The organism is Leifsonia sp. NPDC056824, assembly GCF_042789575.1.
Classification (GTDB): Bacteria; Actinomycetota; Actinomycetes; order Actinomycetales; family Microbacteriaceae; genus Leifsonia.
The window spans coordinates 79,377-92,879 of sequence record NZ_JBHUAV010000007.1; the positions used below are offsets into that span (position 1 = coordinate 79,377).

Here is a 13,503-nt window from a genome sequence, read left to right on the forward strand (position 1 = left end):
GGCCACGCCGTGATGCCTTGTATGACGCACAGCGCTCGCACGGCGCTGTGAGGTGCGGCCGGGGCCTCAGCCCAGGCGGAACGTGGCGCGCGGGATGTCGTCCACCAGCCGGTGCGCGAGCGCGAAGGCGTCCTCCTCGGCGAGCTGGTGCGTGACGACGAGGGAGGCCAGGAACGACGCGTCCACCCGGCGCGACATGTCGTGCCGCGCGGGGATGGAGCAGAACGCCCGGGTGTCGTCGATGAACCCGCTGGTCTTGGTGAAGCCCGCGCTGTCGGTGATCGCCCGCCGGTAGCGGAGGATCGCCGCCGGGGTGTCGAGGAACCACCACGGCGCGCCCGCGTACACCGACGGGTAGAAGCCGGCGAGCGGTGCGATCTCGCGCGAGAAGGTCGTCTCGTCCACGGTGAACAGCACGATCCGGAAGGTCGGATTCGTGCCGAAGTCGCGCAGGATCGGCGTGAGCGGCTCGGTGAACGACCCGACAGCGGGCAGGTCGTGCCCGGTGTCGGGGCCGTAGGCGTCGAAGGTCGGCCGGTGGTGGTTGCGGTGCACGCCGGGGTGGAGCTGCATGACCAGCCCGTCCTCCGCCGACATCTCGGCCAGCCGGTAGAGCATGTTGCGCCGATAGGCGACCGCCTCCGTCGCGGTGAGCGAGCCGTCGAGGGCGGCGCGGTGGATGCGGGAGGCCTCCGCCTCGGCCAGCGGCTCGCTGCCCGTGTCGATCACCCCGGTGTCGGTGGCGGTGCCGCCCGCGGCGGCGAACGCGGCGCGGCGGATGCGGAGCGCCTCCAGCAGCCCCGCGTAGCTCGACGTGTCCATGTCGGCGCGGGCGGCCAGTCGGTCGAGCCTCCCCGCCCAGCCGGGCTCGTCCGGGTGCATGTACCGGTCGGCGCGGAAGGTCGGGACGACCCGCCCGGTAAAGGTCGGGTCGGCGGCCAGGCGCGCGTGCGCCTCGAGATCATCCGCCGGATCGTCCGTGGTCGCGAGCACCGCGATCCGGAACCGGTCGAACAGCGCGCGCGGGCGGAACTCCGGCGTCGCGAGGGTGGCGGTGAGCTGGTCGTAGAGCGCGTCGGCGTTCTGCGCGGACGGCTGCTCGGTGAGCCCGAACACCTCGCTGAACTCCGACTCGAACCAGAACCGCACCGGGGTGCCGAGGAAGACGTCCCAGTGCGCGCAGAGGGTGCCCCAGATCGCGCGCCCGGAGGCGGGGGAGGGCACGCCGTCGCGGGCGAGCCCGAGGTCGCCGAGCGGGACGCCCACCGCGTGCAGCATCCGCGTCACGTAGTGGTCGGGCGTGATCAGCAGCGCCGCCGGGTCCGGGAAGGGCTCGTCGTCGGCCAGCATCGCCGCAGGGACGTGGCCGTGCGGGGAGTAGATCGGCGCGTCGGCGACGGCCGCGTGCAGCCGCCTGGCCAGGTCGCGCTCGGCGGGGTCGGCGGGGAAGAGCCGGTCGGGGTGCGGGGCGAGCGCGGTCATCCGCGTCCTTTCGTCGAGGGGTGCGAAGCGGGCGCCGGCCCGGTGGAGGCCCGGACCGTGAGGTGCGTGGGGAGGGTCGCCCCCTGCCTGCTGACCGGGGCGGCGCTCTCGTCCAGCCGGGCGAGCAGCATGGCGACGGCGGTGCGGCCGGCCTGCTCGATCGGCGCGGTCAGGGTGGTCAGCGGCGGGTTGCAGAAGTCGGCGCCGAAGATGTCGTCGCAGCCGACCAGCGAGACGTCGCCCGGCACGTCGACGCCGCGCTCGCGGAAGCGGGCCAGCATCCCGATCGCCAGGAGGTCGTTGAACGCGATGCACGCCGTCGCGCCCGCGTGCAGCACGGCGTCGGCCGCCGCCGCCCCCGCGTACTGGCGCGGCGAGAACGGGCCGACCCGGAGGGCCTCCACGTCGTAGCGCTCCGCAGCACGGACCAGCGCGCGCCAGCGGCGCTCGTTCGACCAGGAGGTCTCCGGACCCGAGGCGTAGACGATCGAGCTGTGCCCGAGCGAGGCCAGATGCCCGACCGCCTGCTCGACGCCGTTGGGGGTGTCGATGAAGACGTTCGCGACCCCGCGGGTCTGACGGTTGATCGCCACGATCGGCACCTCGGCGGCGAGCGCCGTCAGTCGCCGGTCGGTCAGGCGGGAGGCGGCGAGGATCGCGCCGTCGAACGACGGGCGCAGCTTGTGCAGCATCCCGTCCTCCAGCTCGTCGGACTCCTCGGTGTCGACCAGGAGCTGCGTGTAGCCGGCGGCCTTCAGCTGCTGCTGCGTGCCCCGGATGATGCCGAAGTAGAACGGGTTCGTGACGTCGGAGACCAGCACGGCGATGCACCGGGTCCGGCCGCTGGTGAGCGCCCTGGCGTGTGAGTTCGGGATGTAGTTCAGCTCCCGGGCGGCGCGCTCGATGCGCTCGCGCGTGATCGCGTTGACCCGGCCCGGATTGGCGAGGGCGCGGGAGGCGGTCGAGGTGGCGACGCCGCTCGCGGCGGCCACGTCGGCGAGGGTGGCCGGGCGGTCCGTGCCGTCGGGATACCCGCGAAGCTGAGGGCTCATGCGCCCATCACAGCACACCATGGCAATTTTTGGCAATCGGTTGCAGCGCGATTGCCGGACTGCCTAGGCTCGGCGGCAGTCCCGCGGTGCGCACCTCGTCCGGGGGACACGATCCACCAGATCAACCGTCCTCAAAGGAGAGTCACGTATGAGATCACGTTTCGCGCTCGGCGCGGTCGCCGGCCTGGCCGCCCTCGGCCTCGTCCTCACCGGATGCTCGTCCTCCGGCGGCGGATCGAACCCCGGCTCCACGGCCGTCGACGGAAAAGGGCGCACGCTCACCGTCTACACCGGCGTGAGCGGGCTCTATCCGCAGCAGCAGAAGGAATGGTTCTCGGAGCTCAGCGCCCAATTCAAGAAAGAGACAGGGGCGACGCTGGCCTTCGACACCTTCGCCAGCTCCAACGACGAGCTCACCAAGATCCAGACCTCGGTCGTCTCCGGGCAGGGCCCGGACGTCTACGCCCTCGGCACCACGTTCACGCCGACCGCCTTCGCGACGGGCGCGTTCGTCAAGCTCACCGACGCCGACTGGACCAAGGTCGGCGGCCGCGACCGCTTCGTCCCCGCCGCGCTCGGCATGTCCGGGCCGGACGCCAAGAACCAGATCGCGGTGCCGCTCGCGCAGCGCCCGTTCGTGATGGCGTACAACAAGGACCTCCTGAAGGCCGCCGGCATCGACAAGCCGGCCACCACCTGGGACGACTTCGCGAGCCAGGCCAAGAAGCTCACGACCGGCGACACGTACGGCGTCGCGGTCGGCTACGCGGACAACTACGACCCCTGGAAGTTCGTCTGGGCCATGTCCCAGCAGGGCGGCAACCCGATCCTCGACCTGAAGTCGAACAAAGCGCGCCTCGACGACCCGATCACCCAGAAGGCCTACGAGACCTACTTCGGCTGGCTCACCCAGGACAAGGCCGTCGACCCGGCCGCGGTCGGCTGGAAGAACCCGCAGGCCGTCGCGGCGTTCGCCGCGGGCAAGGCCGCGTACCTGCCGATGGTGTCGGCCAGCTCGATGGAGGCGCTGGACAAGGCCGCCGTCGCCGGCAAGTACGCCTACGCGCTGATGCCGACCGTGACGCCGGGCAAGACCTCCAACCCGTCCAGCGGCAAGCCGGCGGCGAGCATCGTCTCGGGCGACAACCTCGTGGTCGCCTCCTACTCGAAGAACCAGGACCTGGCCTTCGCCTACATCAACATGGTGACCCGCGCCGACATGCAGACCAAGGAGTTCAAGCTCCTCGGCGACCTGCCGTCGAACGCGCAGGCCGCGGCCGACCTGCAGAAGTCGACCCCGATCATCGCCCCGATCGTCGACGCGATCGGCAAGTCCGTGGCGACGCCGTTCACCGGCGCCTGGGGCGACACCCAGCTCGCGCTGACCAACGTGGTGGTGCAGTCGATCCCGAACCTCTCGAGCGGGTCGGTCAGCAGCTCGCAGCTGTCGCAGTTGCTGAAGACCGCGCAGTCGACGGCCCAGGGCTCGCTGGACAAGGCCAAGAAGTAGCGGGCCGACCGTCATGTCCACCGACACCGCGGCCCCGGCCGCGACCGCCCGCCCGTCCGCGGAGGCCACCCCTCCGCGGCCGGGCGGCGCGCCCCGCCGCGGCCGCCGCACCGTGCAGCAGCGCAACCGGCCGCTCTGGATGCTGCTGCCCGGCGGCGTCCTCATGCTGCTGGTCATCATCGTCCCGTTCGTGTTCGCGATCGTCATCTCGACGCTCGACCTCGACATGTACACGCTGCGCGACTGGGTCTCGGCCCCGTTCATCGGGCTCGGGAACTACATCGAGGCGATCACTTCCTCCTCGCTGCTGCAGTCGATCTGGATCAGCGTCTCCTTCGCGGTGATCGCGGCCGTCGTGACCCTGCCGATCGGCGTCGCTGCGGCGCTGGCGACGCAGAACGCGTTCCGGGGCCGGGCGCTGGTGCGCTCGCTGTTCCTGGTGCCGTACGTGCTGCCCGGCTTCGTCGTCGGCACGTTCTGGCACACCATGCTGCAGCCGCACGGGATCGTGGACACGGTCCTCGGCAACGTCGGCATCCACACCGGGCTCTGGCTCAACGGGCCGCTCAGCTACTGGACGCTGGTCGGCGTGCAGATCTGGTCGTCCTGGCCGTTCTTCTACCTGCTGGTGCTCGCCGGCCTGCAGTCGGTCGAGAACGAGGTCCACGAGGCCGCAGCGCTCGACGGCGCCGGCTGGTGGGCGAAGCTGCGCTACGTCATCCTGCCGCACCTGCGCGGGCCGATCGCGCTGGCGCTGATCATCTCCCTGCTGCACAACATCAACGGCTTCACGCTGCCGTTCGTGCTCTTCGGTGTCCCGGCTCCCGCGGACGTCAACGTCCTCCCGGTGCTGACCTACGTGACCAGCTTCCAGAGCTTCCGCTTCGGGCTGAGCGCGGCGATGGCGGTGTTCTCGCTGATCCTCATCCTGATCCCGCTCTTCATCTACCTGAAGGCGGTCCGGCTCGACACCGGCGACGACCGGAAGGAGAAGACGGCATGACCGCCTCCACAACCACCGCCCGCACCGCTACTGCCGCTCCGGCCGCAGGCTCGGCGCGCCGCCGCGGCACGGGAGACGTCTACCGGCTGCTGCCGCGCCCGCTGCAGGCGGTCATCATCGCCATCCTGCTCTGCGTCGCGCTGCTGCCCATCGTGTACGTGCTGCTGTCGTCGGTGAACTCCGACATCGGCGTCGCCAGCGGCGAGTTCTTCCCGAGCTCGTTCAACCTCGACAACTACGTCAAGGTGTGGTCGACGGTCGCGCTCGGCAACGGCCTGATGAACAGCGTGATCGTCGCCGGCGGCGTCGCGATCGTGTGCGCCTTCCTCGCGGTGGCGACGGCTTACGTGCTGGTGCGGTTCTCGTTCCGCGGTCGGCTGACCTTCCTGCGCAGCCTGCTCGGGCTCCAGTCGATCCCCGGAACGCTCATGCTGCTGCCGGTGTTCGTGCTGTTCTCCTCGGCGTCGAGCGCCCTCGGCATCCCGATCATCGGCACGCGGTGGTCGCTGTTCGTCACCTACCTCACGTTCGCGCTGCCGTTCTCGACGTGGGTCATGGTGACCTACCTGCGCGGGCTGCCGCGCGAGCTGGAGGAGGCCGCGCGCATCGACGGGGCGTCGTCGTGGCGCATCCTGACCAGGATCGTGCTGCCGCTGAGCTGGCCGGGCGTGGTCGTCTCCGGGATCTTCGCCTTCCTGCTCGGCTGGAACGACGTGCTGTTCGCCTCGGTGATGACCAACCCGGACACGCGCACGGCGGCCGTCGCACTCCAGGTGTTCACCGTGGCGCAGGAGGGTGGAGCCCTGCCGCTCTACGGGCAGATGATGGCGGCGTCGCTGATCTGCGCGGTGCCGGTGGTCGCGCTGTATCTGGTGTTCCAGCGCTACCTCGTCGGCGGGCTGACCGCGGGCGGGGTTAAGTGAAGAAGAGGACGACACGAGTGAGTGAGAGAGAGTGACTGAGACAATCCGACCCACCTGGGCGCTTTCCGGCTTCGGCGACGAGATCGACCCCGAACCGGCCGTGCAGATCGCGGTCCTGCAGGCGCTGGGCGCCAACCACATCGAGGTGCGGAGCGCCTGGGGAGTCAACATCGTCGACCTCGACGACGAGCAGCTCGACCGGCTCGCCGGCATCCTCGCCGAGCGCGGGATGCGCGTCTCCGCCATCGCCTCACCGATCGGCAAGGTCGACGTCGCGCTGCCCGTCGAGCACGAGGTCGAGCGGCTGGGACGTGCGATTCGGGCGGCCAAGCGCCTCGATGCCCGGTACATCCGGCTGTTCTCCTTCTACCGCGCGGAGGGCGTTGCGGCGGAGGACATCCGCGACGCCGTGCTGACGCGCATGCGCGCCCTCGCCGACGCGGCCGAGGCCGCCGGCGTGATCCTCCTGCACGAGAACGAGAAGGACATCTACGGGGACACCCCCGAGCGCTGCCTCGACATCGTGGAGTCGGTCGGGTCGCCGGCGCTGAAGCTCGCCTGGGACAGCGCCAACTTCGTCCAGGTCGGTGTCCCCGGTCCGTTCGACGACGGCTACGCGCTGCTGCGCCCGCACCTGGAGTACCTGCAGGTGAAGGACGCGCTTGCCGCGACCTCCGAGGTCAAGCCCGCGGGGGAGGGCGACGGCCAGCTCCTGGAGACCCTCACCGCGCTGCGCGACGACGGCTACACCGGCTTCGCCTCGCTGGAGCCCCACCTCACCGACGTCAACGCCCTCGGCGGCTTCTCGGGACCGGCGGCGTTCGGCGTCGCCGGCCGGGCCCTCCGCCGCCTCACCGACCAGATCGGAGTCACCCTCGCATGAGCACGGAACCCACCACCCTGAACGTGGCCATCGTCGGCTGCGGCATCATCGGACTCAACCACGCCCGCGCGATCCTCCGGCATCCCGCGCTGAGGCTGTCAGCGCTCGTGGACGCTGTCCCGGCGGCCGCCACGGCGCTCGCCGACCAGCTCGTCTCCGACTTCGGCGCGGACCGCGTCGCCGAGTTCCCCTCGCTGTCGGCGGCGCTCGCCGGAGCGCCCGTCGACATCGTCGTGATCTGCACGCCGAGCGGCCTCCACGTCGTGCTCGCCGAGGAGGCGCTCGCCGCAGGCACGCACGTCGTCATCGAGAAGCCGCTCGACGTGTCGCTGCCGCGCGCCCGGGAGATCCTGGCGCTGTCCCGCCGCGCCGAGCAGGACGGCCTGGTCGTCTCGGTGATCAGCCAGCACCGCTTCGACCCGGCCTCCCAGGTCGTCGCGGGCGCCGCCCACTCCGGGGCGTTCGGGCGCCTGACCAGCGGGCTCGCCTCCGTCGCCTGGTGGCGCAGCCAGGAGTATTACGACTCCGGCCAGTGGCGCGGCACCTGGGAGCTCGACGGCGGGGGAGCGGTGATGAACCAGGGCGTCCACACCGTCGACCTGCTCGTCTGGTTCCTCGGTCAGCCGGTGGAGATCGACGCCCGGACCGCCCTCCTCGCCCACGAGCGGGTGGAGGTCGAGGACATCGCCGTGGCGACGATCCGGTTCGAGTCGGGCGCTCTCGCGGTGCTGCACGCGACGACCGCCGCCTACCCCGGCCTGTCGGTGCGCCTGCAGGTGCACGGCGACCGCGGCTCGGCCATCATCGACGACGACCAGCTCGAGTACTTCGGCACGGCGGACACCGGCGGCAACCGCGCCGCCGACCTCGTGCCGGCGAGCGACCTGCGTGGCGGCGACCGCGGCCCGGACCAGTTCGTGATCGGACACTTCCGGCAGTACGACGACATCGTGGACGCGATCCGCGAGCACCGTGCGCCCGGGGTCACCGTCGCGGACGCGTTCCTCTCGCTCGCCGTCGTCCGTTCCGTGTACCTGTCGGCCACCCTCGGCCGCCCCGTGCTGCTGGACGACGTGCTGGACGGCTCGCTCGACGACGTCGAGGTCACGACGGGGGTGCGCGCATGAAGTTCTCCGTGTTCACCGCCTCCACCCCGGACTGGACGCCCGAGGAGGCCGCGCGCACCATCGCGGCCCAGGGCTGGGACGGCATCGAGTGGCGCGTGGTCGACCAGCAGCCGGCCGACGAGCCGGGCTTCTGGGCGGGCAACCGCGCGACCTGGCCGCTGACCGGGCTGGAGGAGTCCCTCCCCGAGATCGCCCGCCTGACCCGGGAGGCCGGGCTGGAGTTCTCCGGCATCGGCGGCTACGCGGGCTGCGGCGACCACGCCAACGTCGACCGGATGCTCGCCGCGACCGCCGAGCTCGGCGCGCGCCAGGTGCGCGTCACGATGCCGCGCTCCGACCTCGGCGACTACCGCGAGCTGTTCGCCGCCGCCCGCCGGGACATGGAGCGCGCGGCCGCGGTCGCCGCGTCGCTCGGCGTGAAGGCGCTGGTGGAGCTGCACCACGAGACCATCACGCCGTCGGCCTCCGCCGCGCTCCGGCTGCTCGACGGGCTCGACCCGGAGACGGTCGGCGTCATCCACGACCTCGGCAACCTGCTGATCGAGGGCCAGGAGCGCACGCTCTCCGCCCTCCAACTGCTCGGCCCGTACCTCGCGCATGTGCACGTCAAAAACGTGGCGTGGCTGCCGGGCGAGCCGGAGGCCGACGGCACTGTGCGCTGGCGGCACGACTGGGCGCCGCTGCGCGAGGGGGTCGGAGACGTGGACGCCTACTTCCGCGCGCTGCACGAGTTCGGCTATGACGGGTGGGTGACCTGCGAGGACTTCTCCACCGCGGTTCCGCTCGAGGAGCGCACCCGCGGCAATCTGGCCTACCTCCGGGACGTGGAGGCGCGCACGCGCGACGCGGTGCCGGCATGACCCAGCCCCACCCGGTCGACGCCGCATCCGTCGCCTCGGCCCGTCAGGTGCGCCATCCCGTGCGGGTCGCGCACCTGGGGCTGGGCGCGTTCCACCGCGCGCACCAGGCCTGGTACACGCAGCGGGCCAACGACGCCGCGGAGGGCGACGGCTGGGGAATCGCCGCCTTCACCGGCCGCAGCCCCGACGCCGCGCGGGTGCTCGCCGCGCAAGACGCCGTCTACACCCTCATCGAGCGCGGCCCGGACGGCGACGCCGCGACCGTCTTGGAGGCGCTCAGCAGCGTCCACGACGGCGCCGACACGGCATCGTGGCGGCGCGTCCTCGCCGACCCTGCGGTCGGCGTGCTGACGCTCACCGTGACGGAGGCCGGCTACCGCCCCGGATCGACCGCCCCGGCGCGGGTGCTCGACGGCCTGCGTGCGCGGTTCGAGGCGGGCGCGGGCGGCATCGCCGTCGTGAGCTGCGACAACCTCCCGGACAACGGCGCCGTGATCCGCGACGCCGTGCTCGCGCTCGCCGAACCGGGCTCCGCGCTGGACGGGTGGATCCGCAGCGAGGTCTCCTTCGTCTCCTCGATGGTCGACCGCATCACGCCGGCGACCACCGACGCCGACCGGGAGGCCGCGCTGCGGCTCACCGGCCTGGCGGACGCCGCGCCGGTGGTCACCGAGCCGTTCGCCGAGTGGGTGATCGCGGGCGACTTCCCCGCGGGCCGGCCGGCCTGGGAGGCCGCCGGCGCGCAGTTCGTGGACGACATCGCGCCGTACGAGCGCCGGAAGCTCTGGCTCCTCAACGCCGGGCACTCGTTGCTGGCCTATCACGGCCTCGCCGCGGGCCACCGCACGGTCGCCGAAGCGGTCGCCGACCCCGCGCTCTCCGCCGAGCTGGAGCGGCTATGGAGCGAACAGCGCACCGAGCTGCCCTTCGACGCCGCCACTGTCGACGACGCGCTCGCCGCCTTGCGTTCGCGTTTCGGCAACGCCCGCATCGAGCATCGATTGGCGCAGATCGCGTCGGACGGCTCGCAGAAACTCGGCCCGCGGATCCTCGACCCGGTGCGCGCCCGGCTGGCGTCCGGACGGGAACCCGGCGCCGCGCAGCTCGGCGTGCTCGCGGCGTGGAGCAGGCACCTCGCCGGACGGGACGTCCGCGACGCCGGCGCGACCGACCTGGTCGCCGCCCTGCGCAACGCTCGCAGCCCCGGCGACCGTGCCGCCGCCGTGCTGGCCGCGCTCGCCCCCGACCTCACAGACCTGATCGAACCGCTCGCCGCGCGCATCGCCGCGAGCGATCCAGCCACGCATCAAGGAGCACACGCATGAGAATCACCGCAGCCGAGGTCCTGGTCTCCAGCCCGGGCCGCAACTTCGTGACCCTGCGGATCACGACCGAAGACGGTCATACGGGTCTGGGCGACGCGACGCTGAACGGCCGTGAGTTGGCCGTGGCCGCGTATCTGAGCGAGCATGTGGTGCCGTTGCTGATCGGCCGGGACGCGCACCGGATCGAGGACACCTGGCAGTACCTGTACCGCGGCGCCTACTGGCGGCGTGGCCCGGTGACGATGGCCTCCATCGCCGCCGTGGACACGGCGCTCTGGGACATCAAGGCCAAGGTCGCCGGGCTGCCGCTCTACCAGCTCCTCGGCGGGCGCAGTCGCGACGGCCTCCTGGTCTACGGCCACGCCTCCGGCGCCGAACTGCCGGAGCTGTTCGACTCGATCAACGAGCACCTCGAGGAGGGCTACCGTGCCGTCCGGGTGCAGACCGGCATCCCCGGGCTGCCGTCGGTGTACGGCGTCGCGTCGAGCAAGAACGCCGCCGCGGGAGCCGGGACCGGCTCCGACGCCCGCTACGACTACGAGCCGGCGCGCCGCAGTGCGGTGCCGGTGGAGGAGTCCTGGGACACCCGCGCGTACCTCCGGCACGCGCCGACGGTGTTCGAGGCGGTGCGGAACGAGTTCGGTCCGGAACTGCCGCTGCTACACGACGCGCACCACCGGCTCACGCCGATCCAAGCGGCCAAGCTCGGCAAGTCCCTGGAGCCCTACGACCTGTTCTGGCTGGAGGACGTCACCCCCGCCGAGAACCAGGCCGTTCTTCGCCGGGTGCGCGAGCACACCACGACCCCGCTGGCGATCGGCGAGGTCTTCAACACGATCTGGGACTACCGCGAGCTGTTCGAGGAGCAACTGATCGACTACGTCCGCAGCCCAGTCACCCACGCCGGTGGCGTCACCGGGCTGCGGCGGATCTTCGACTACGCCGCGGTCTACCAGATCAAATCCGGTGTGCACGGCCCGACGGATGTCTCCCCGGTCGGCCTGGCCGCCGCCATCCATCTCGGAATCGCCATCCCGAACTTCGGCATCCAGGAGTACATGAAGCACAGCCCGGCGACCCACGAGGTGTTCCGCACCACATACACCTTCGAGGACGGCATGCTGAAGCCCGGCGACCAGCCCGGCCTCGGCATCGACTACGACGATGTCGTCGCGCAGTCCTTCCCCTACGAGGCCGCCTACCTCCCCGTAAACCGCCTCCTAGACGGCTCCATGCACGACTGGTGAGCAAGCAGCCATCGATTCCGAAGTTGTGCACGCTCAGCACCGGCGTGTTGCGTGCACAACTCCGGAACGGATGGCTGGGGGAGAATCGCAGGGAGCAGAAGGAGTGCGTGTGAGCGTCAGGGTCGTGGTGATGGGCGTGTCCGGGTCGGGCAAGTCGACGGTCGGCAGGCTCGTCGCCGACGCGCTGGGCGCGGGGTTCGTGGACGGCGACGACCTCCACCCGCCGGCGAACGTCGCCAAGATGAGCCAGGGCATCCCGCTGACCGACGACGACCGCGAGCCCTGGCTGCGCGCGGTCGGGCGCACGCTCGCGGACGCCGGGCCGGCCGGGATGGTCGTCGCGTGCTCGGCGCTGAAGCGCTCGTACCGCGACCTGATCCGGTCCGAGGCGCCCGGCACGTTCTTCGCCGAGCTGGACGGCGACCGCGCCCTGCTCGCCGAGCGGATGGTCCGGCCGGGCCACTTCATGCCGGCCTCCCTGCTCGACTCGCAGCTCGCGACGCTGGAGCCGCTCCAGCCGGGGGAGGAGGGCGCGCGGCTCGACGTCGCCGAACCCCCTGAGGACCTCGTGACCGCAATCGTGGACGACGTGCGCTCGGCCGTCGGGTAGACTGGGCAACTGAACTTCGGCGAGGGATGCGTTCGCGCATCCGTAATCGACGCGGTGGAGCAGGCTTCGCAGTCTTTCCTCGCGCACCTCGATGCGTTCGAGTCGACACCCCCCCATACTGCGAGCCCTCCGGCTCGCCTGACAGCCGGCCCCGCCGGCGAGGAGACATCATGGCTGACGAGTCCAACAAGGTCGTCGCGGAGATCCGCGACAGCTTCGGCAAGGGCGCTGCCCGCAAGATCCGCGCGAAGGGCCTGATCCCCGCGGTCATCTACGGCCACGGCACCGACCCGGTGCACGTCACGGTCCCGGCCCACCAGGTCGGCCTGCTGCTCCGCAAGGCGAACGCGATCCTCGACCTCGACATCGACGGGAAGAGCCAGCTCACCCTCGTCAAGGACGTCCAGAAGGACCCGGTGCTCCAGATCATCGAGCACCTCGACCTCATCATCGTCCGCCGCGGCGAGAAGGTCGTCGTCGAGGTCCCCGTGCACGTCGAGGGCGAGCCGTTCTCCGGCACCATCGCGGTGCTCGACATCCCGACCATCAAGCTCGAGGTCGAGGCCACCCACATCCCCGAGCGCATCGTCATCGACGTGACCGACGCCGAGGAGGGTACCCAGTACCACGCCAAGGACTTCGCCCTCCCGTCGGGCGCCGTCCTCGCCGAGGACGAGGACCTGCTCATCCTCAACGTCGTCGTCCCGGCCGCCGCGCGCGCCGACGAGGAAGAGGAAGAGGCCGCTGCTGCCGAGGCCGCCGAGGAGGCTGCCGAGGAGGCCGCCGCCGAAGAGTCCGCGGAGTAATCACCGCCGATGGCCAGTCCTCTCTCTTCAGAGGGCCCCTGGCTCGTGGTCGGGCTCGGTAACCCCGGGCCCGGCTACGCGGCCACGCGTCACAACGTGGGGCAGATGGTACTGGACGAGCTCGCATCGCGCGGCCGTCTCACCTTCAAGACCCACAAGACGAACGCCACGGTCGCCGAGGGGCGCCTCGCCCCCGGCGGGCCGCGGTTCATCCTGGCCAAGCCGAACACGTTCATGAACGTGTCCGGCGGCCCGGTGTCGCAGCTCCTGCGCTTCTACTCGATCGAGCCGTCGCACCTGATCGTCGTGCAGGACGAGCTCGACATCCCGTTCGACACCCTCAAGCTGAAGTTCGGCGGCGGCCACGGCGGCCACAACGGCGTGCGCGACGTCATCGCGGCGACCGGCACCGGCGAATTCACCCGGGTGCGTGTCGGCGTCGGCCGGCCGCCCGGCTCCCGCGCGGCCGCCGACCATGTGCTCGCCGGTTTCAGCGCGGAGGAGCGCAAGAACCTCCCGATCCTGGTCGGCGACGCCGCCGACGCAGTCGAGCGCATCGCCACAGACGGCCTCACCGCCGCCCAGAACCACTTCCACACCGAGCGCTGAGCGCCCACCCACCCGCCGAGGGGCACGTAAACGCCCCAAAAAACCGGGGTTAGGGGGGGGTTAATT

At 71.4% G+C, this 13,503-nt stretch carries 13 protein-coding genes; 11 read left to right on the forward strand and 2 right to left on the reverse strand.

Annotated elements, in window-relative coordinates; all coding sequences use genetic code 11:
- Positions 1–66: 66 nt before the first annotated feature.
- Positions 67–1,482, reverse strand: coding sequence for a glucuronate isomerase (gene uxaC / locus ACFRFH_RS19305; protein WP_382464607.1), 1,416 nt, complete (start codon positions 1,480–1,482; stop codon positions 67–69).
- Complete coding sequence (locus ACFRFH_RS19310; protein WP_382464608.1) at positions 1,479–2,534, reverse strand: LacI family DNA-binding transcriptional regulator; 1,056 nt, start codon at positions 2,532–2,534, stop codon at positions 1,479–1,481. Before ACFRFH_RS19310 ends, uxaC begins: the two co-directional genes overlap by 4 nt.
- Positions 2,535–2,682: 148 nt before the next feature.
- Here ACFRFH_RS19310 and ACFRFH_RS19315 point away from each other — a divergent pair, with 148 nt between their 5' ends.
- The 11 genes from ACFRFH_RS19315 to pth all read left to right on the forward strand — a co-directional run bounded on the left by ACFRFH_RS19315 (position 2,683) and on the right by pth (position 13,437).
- Positions 2,683–4,044, forward strand: a complete 1,362-nt coding sequence (locus ACFRFH_RS19315; protein ID WP_382464609.1) for an ABC transporter substrate-binding protein — start codon at positions 2,683–2,685, stop codon at positions 4,042–4,044.
- Positions 4,045–4,057: 13 nt separating this feature from the next.
- Positions 4,058–5,047, forward strand: a complete 990-nt coding sequence (locus ACFRFH_RS19320; RefSeq protein ID WP_382464610.1) for a carbohydrate ABC transporter permease — start codon at positions 4,058–4,060, stop codon at positions 5,045–5,047.
- On the forward strand, positions 5,044–5,970 hold the full coding sequence (locus tag ACFRFH_RS19325) for a carbohydrate ABC transporter permease (protein ID WP_382464611.1): 927 nt from the start codon (positions 5,044–5,046) through the stop codon (positions 5,968–5,970). Before ACFRFH_RS19320 ends, ACFRFH_RS19325 begins: the two co-directional genes overlap by 4 nt.
- 31 nt (positions 5,971–6,001) lie before the next feature.
- Entirely contained in the window at positions 6,002–6,853 is an 852-nt protein-coding gene (locus ACFRFH_RS19330) for a sugar phosphate isomerase/epimerase family protein (RefSeq protein ID WP_382464612.1), read from the forward strand.
- On the forward strand, positions 6,850–7,980 hold the full coding sequence (locus ACFRFH_RS19335; protein ID WP_382464613.1) for a Gfo/Idh/MocA family protein: 1,131 nt from the start codon (positions 6,850–6,852) through the stop codon (positions 7,978–7,980). The genes ACFRFH_RS19330 and ACFRFH_RS19335 overlap by 4 nt, the downstream gene beginning before the upstream one ends.
- Positions 7,977–8,840 carry a sugar phosphate isomerase/epimerase family protein gene (locus ACFRFH_RS19340; RefSeq protein WP_382464614.1) on the forward strand — a complete coding sequence of 288 codons (864 nt, stop codon included), beginning with the start codon at positions 7,977–7,979 and terminating at the stop codon, positions 8,838–8,840. The genes ACFRFH_RS19335 and ACFRFH_RS19340 overlap by 4 nt, the downstream gene beginning before the upstream one ends.
- Entirely contained in the window at positions 8,837–10,165 is a 1,329-nt protein-coding gene (locus ACFRFH_RS19345) for a mannitol dehydrogenase family protein (RefSeq protein ID WP_382464615.1), read from the forward strand. The genes ACFRFH_RS19340 and ACFRFH_RS19345 overlap by 4 nt, the downstream gene beginning before the upstream one ends.
- Positions 10,162–11,412: a D-mannonate dehydratase ManD gene (gene manD, locus ACFRFH_RS19350; protein ID WP_382464616.1), complete on the forward strand. Its 1,251-nt coding sequence runs from the start codon at positions 10,162–10,164 to the stop codon at positions 11,410–11,412. Before ACFRFH_RS19345 ends, manD begins: the two co-directional genes overlap by 4 nt.
- A gap of 109 nt (positions 11,413–11,521) precedes the next feature.
- Complete coding sequence (locus tag ACFRFH_RS19355) at positions 11,522–12,022, forward strand: gluconokinase (RefSeq protein WP_382464617.1); 501 nt, start codon at positions 11,522–11,524, stop codon at positions 12,020–12,022.
- A 170-nt stretch (positions 12,023–12,192) separates the two neighbouring features.
- Positions 12,193–12,828, forward strand: coding sequence for a 50S ribosomal protein L25/general stress protein Ctc (locus ACFRFH_RS19360; protein WP_382464618.1), 636 nt, complete (start codon positions 12,193–12,195; stop codon positions 12,826–12,828).
- Positions 12,829–12,837: 9 nt separating this feature from the next.
- Complete coding sequence (pth, locus tag ACFRFH_RS19365; RefSeq protein WP_382464619.1) at positions 12,838–13,437, forward strand: aminoacyl-tRNA hydrolase; 600 nt, start codon at positions 12,838–12,840, stop codon at positions 13,435–13,437.
- The last annotated feature ends 66 nt before the right edge of the window (positions 13,438–13,503 follow it).

Excerpts from the sequence above, each read along its gene's own strand:
- uxaC (WP_382464607.1), bottom strand. The coding sequence starts at position 1,482 with ATGACCGCGCTCGCCCCGCACCCCGACCGGCTCTTCCCCGCCGACCCC.
- ACFRFH_RS19310 (WP_382464608.1), bottom strand. The coding sequence starts at position 2,534 with ATGAGCCCTCAGCTTCGCGGGTATCCCGACGGCACGGACCGCCCGGCC.
- ACFRFH_RS19315 (WP_382464609.1), top strand. The coding sequence starts at position 2,683 with ATGAGATCACGTTTCGCGCTCGGCGCGGTCGCCGGCCTGGCCGCCCTC.
- ACFRFH_RS19320 (WP_382464610.1), top strand. The coding sequence starts at position 4,058 with ATGTCCACCGACACCGCGGCCCCGGCCGCGACCGCCCGCCCGTCCGCG.
- ACFRFH_RS19325 (WP_382464611.1), top strand. The coding sequence starts at position 5,044 with ATGACCGCCTCCACAACCACCGCCCGCACCGCTACTGCCGCTCCGGCC.
- ACFRFH_RS19335 (WP_382464613.1), top strand. The coding sequence starts at position 6,850 with ATGAGCACGGAACCCACCACCCTGAACGTGGCCATCGTCGGCTGCGGC.
- ACFRFH_RS19340 (WP_382464614.1), top strand. The coding sequence starts at position 7,977 with ATGAAGTTCTCCGTGTTCACCGCCTCCACCCCGGACTGGACGCCCGAG.
- ACFRFH_RS19345 (WP_382464615.1), top strand. The coding sequence starts at position 8,837 with ATGACCCAGCCCCACCCGGTCGACGCCGCATCCGTCGCCTCGGCCCGT.
- manD (WP_382464616.1), top strand. The coding sequence starts at position 10,162 with ATGAGAATCACCGCAGCCGAGGTCCTGGTCTCCAGCCCGGGCCGCAAC.
- ACFRFH_RS19360 (WP_382464618.1), top strand. The coding sequence starts at position 12,193 with ATGGCTGACGAGTCCAACAAGGTCGTCGCGGAGATCCGCGACAGCTTC.
- pth (WP_382464619.1), top strand. The coding sequence starts at position 12,838 with ATGGCCAGTCCTCTCTCTTCAGAGGGCCCCTGGCTCGTGGTCGGGCTC.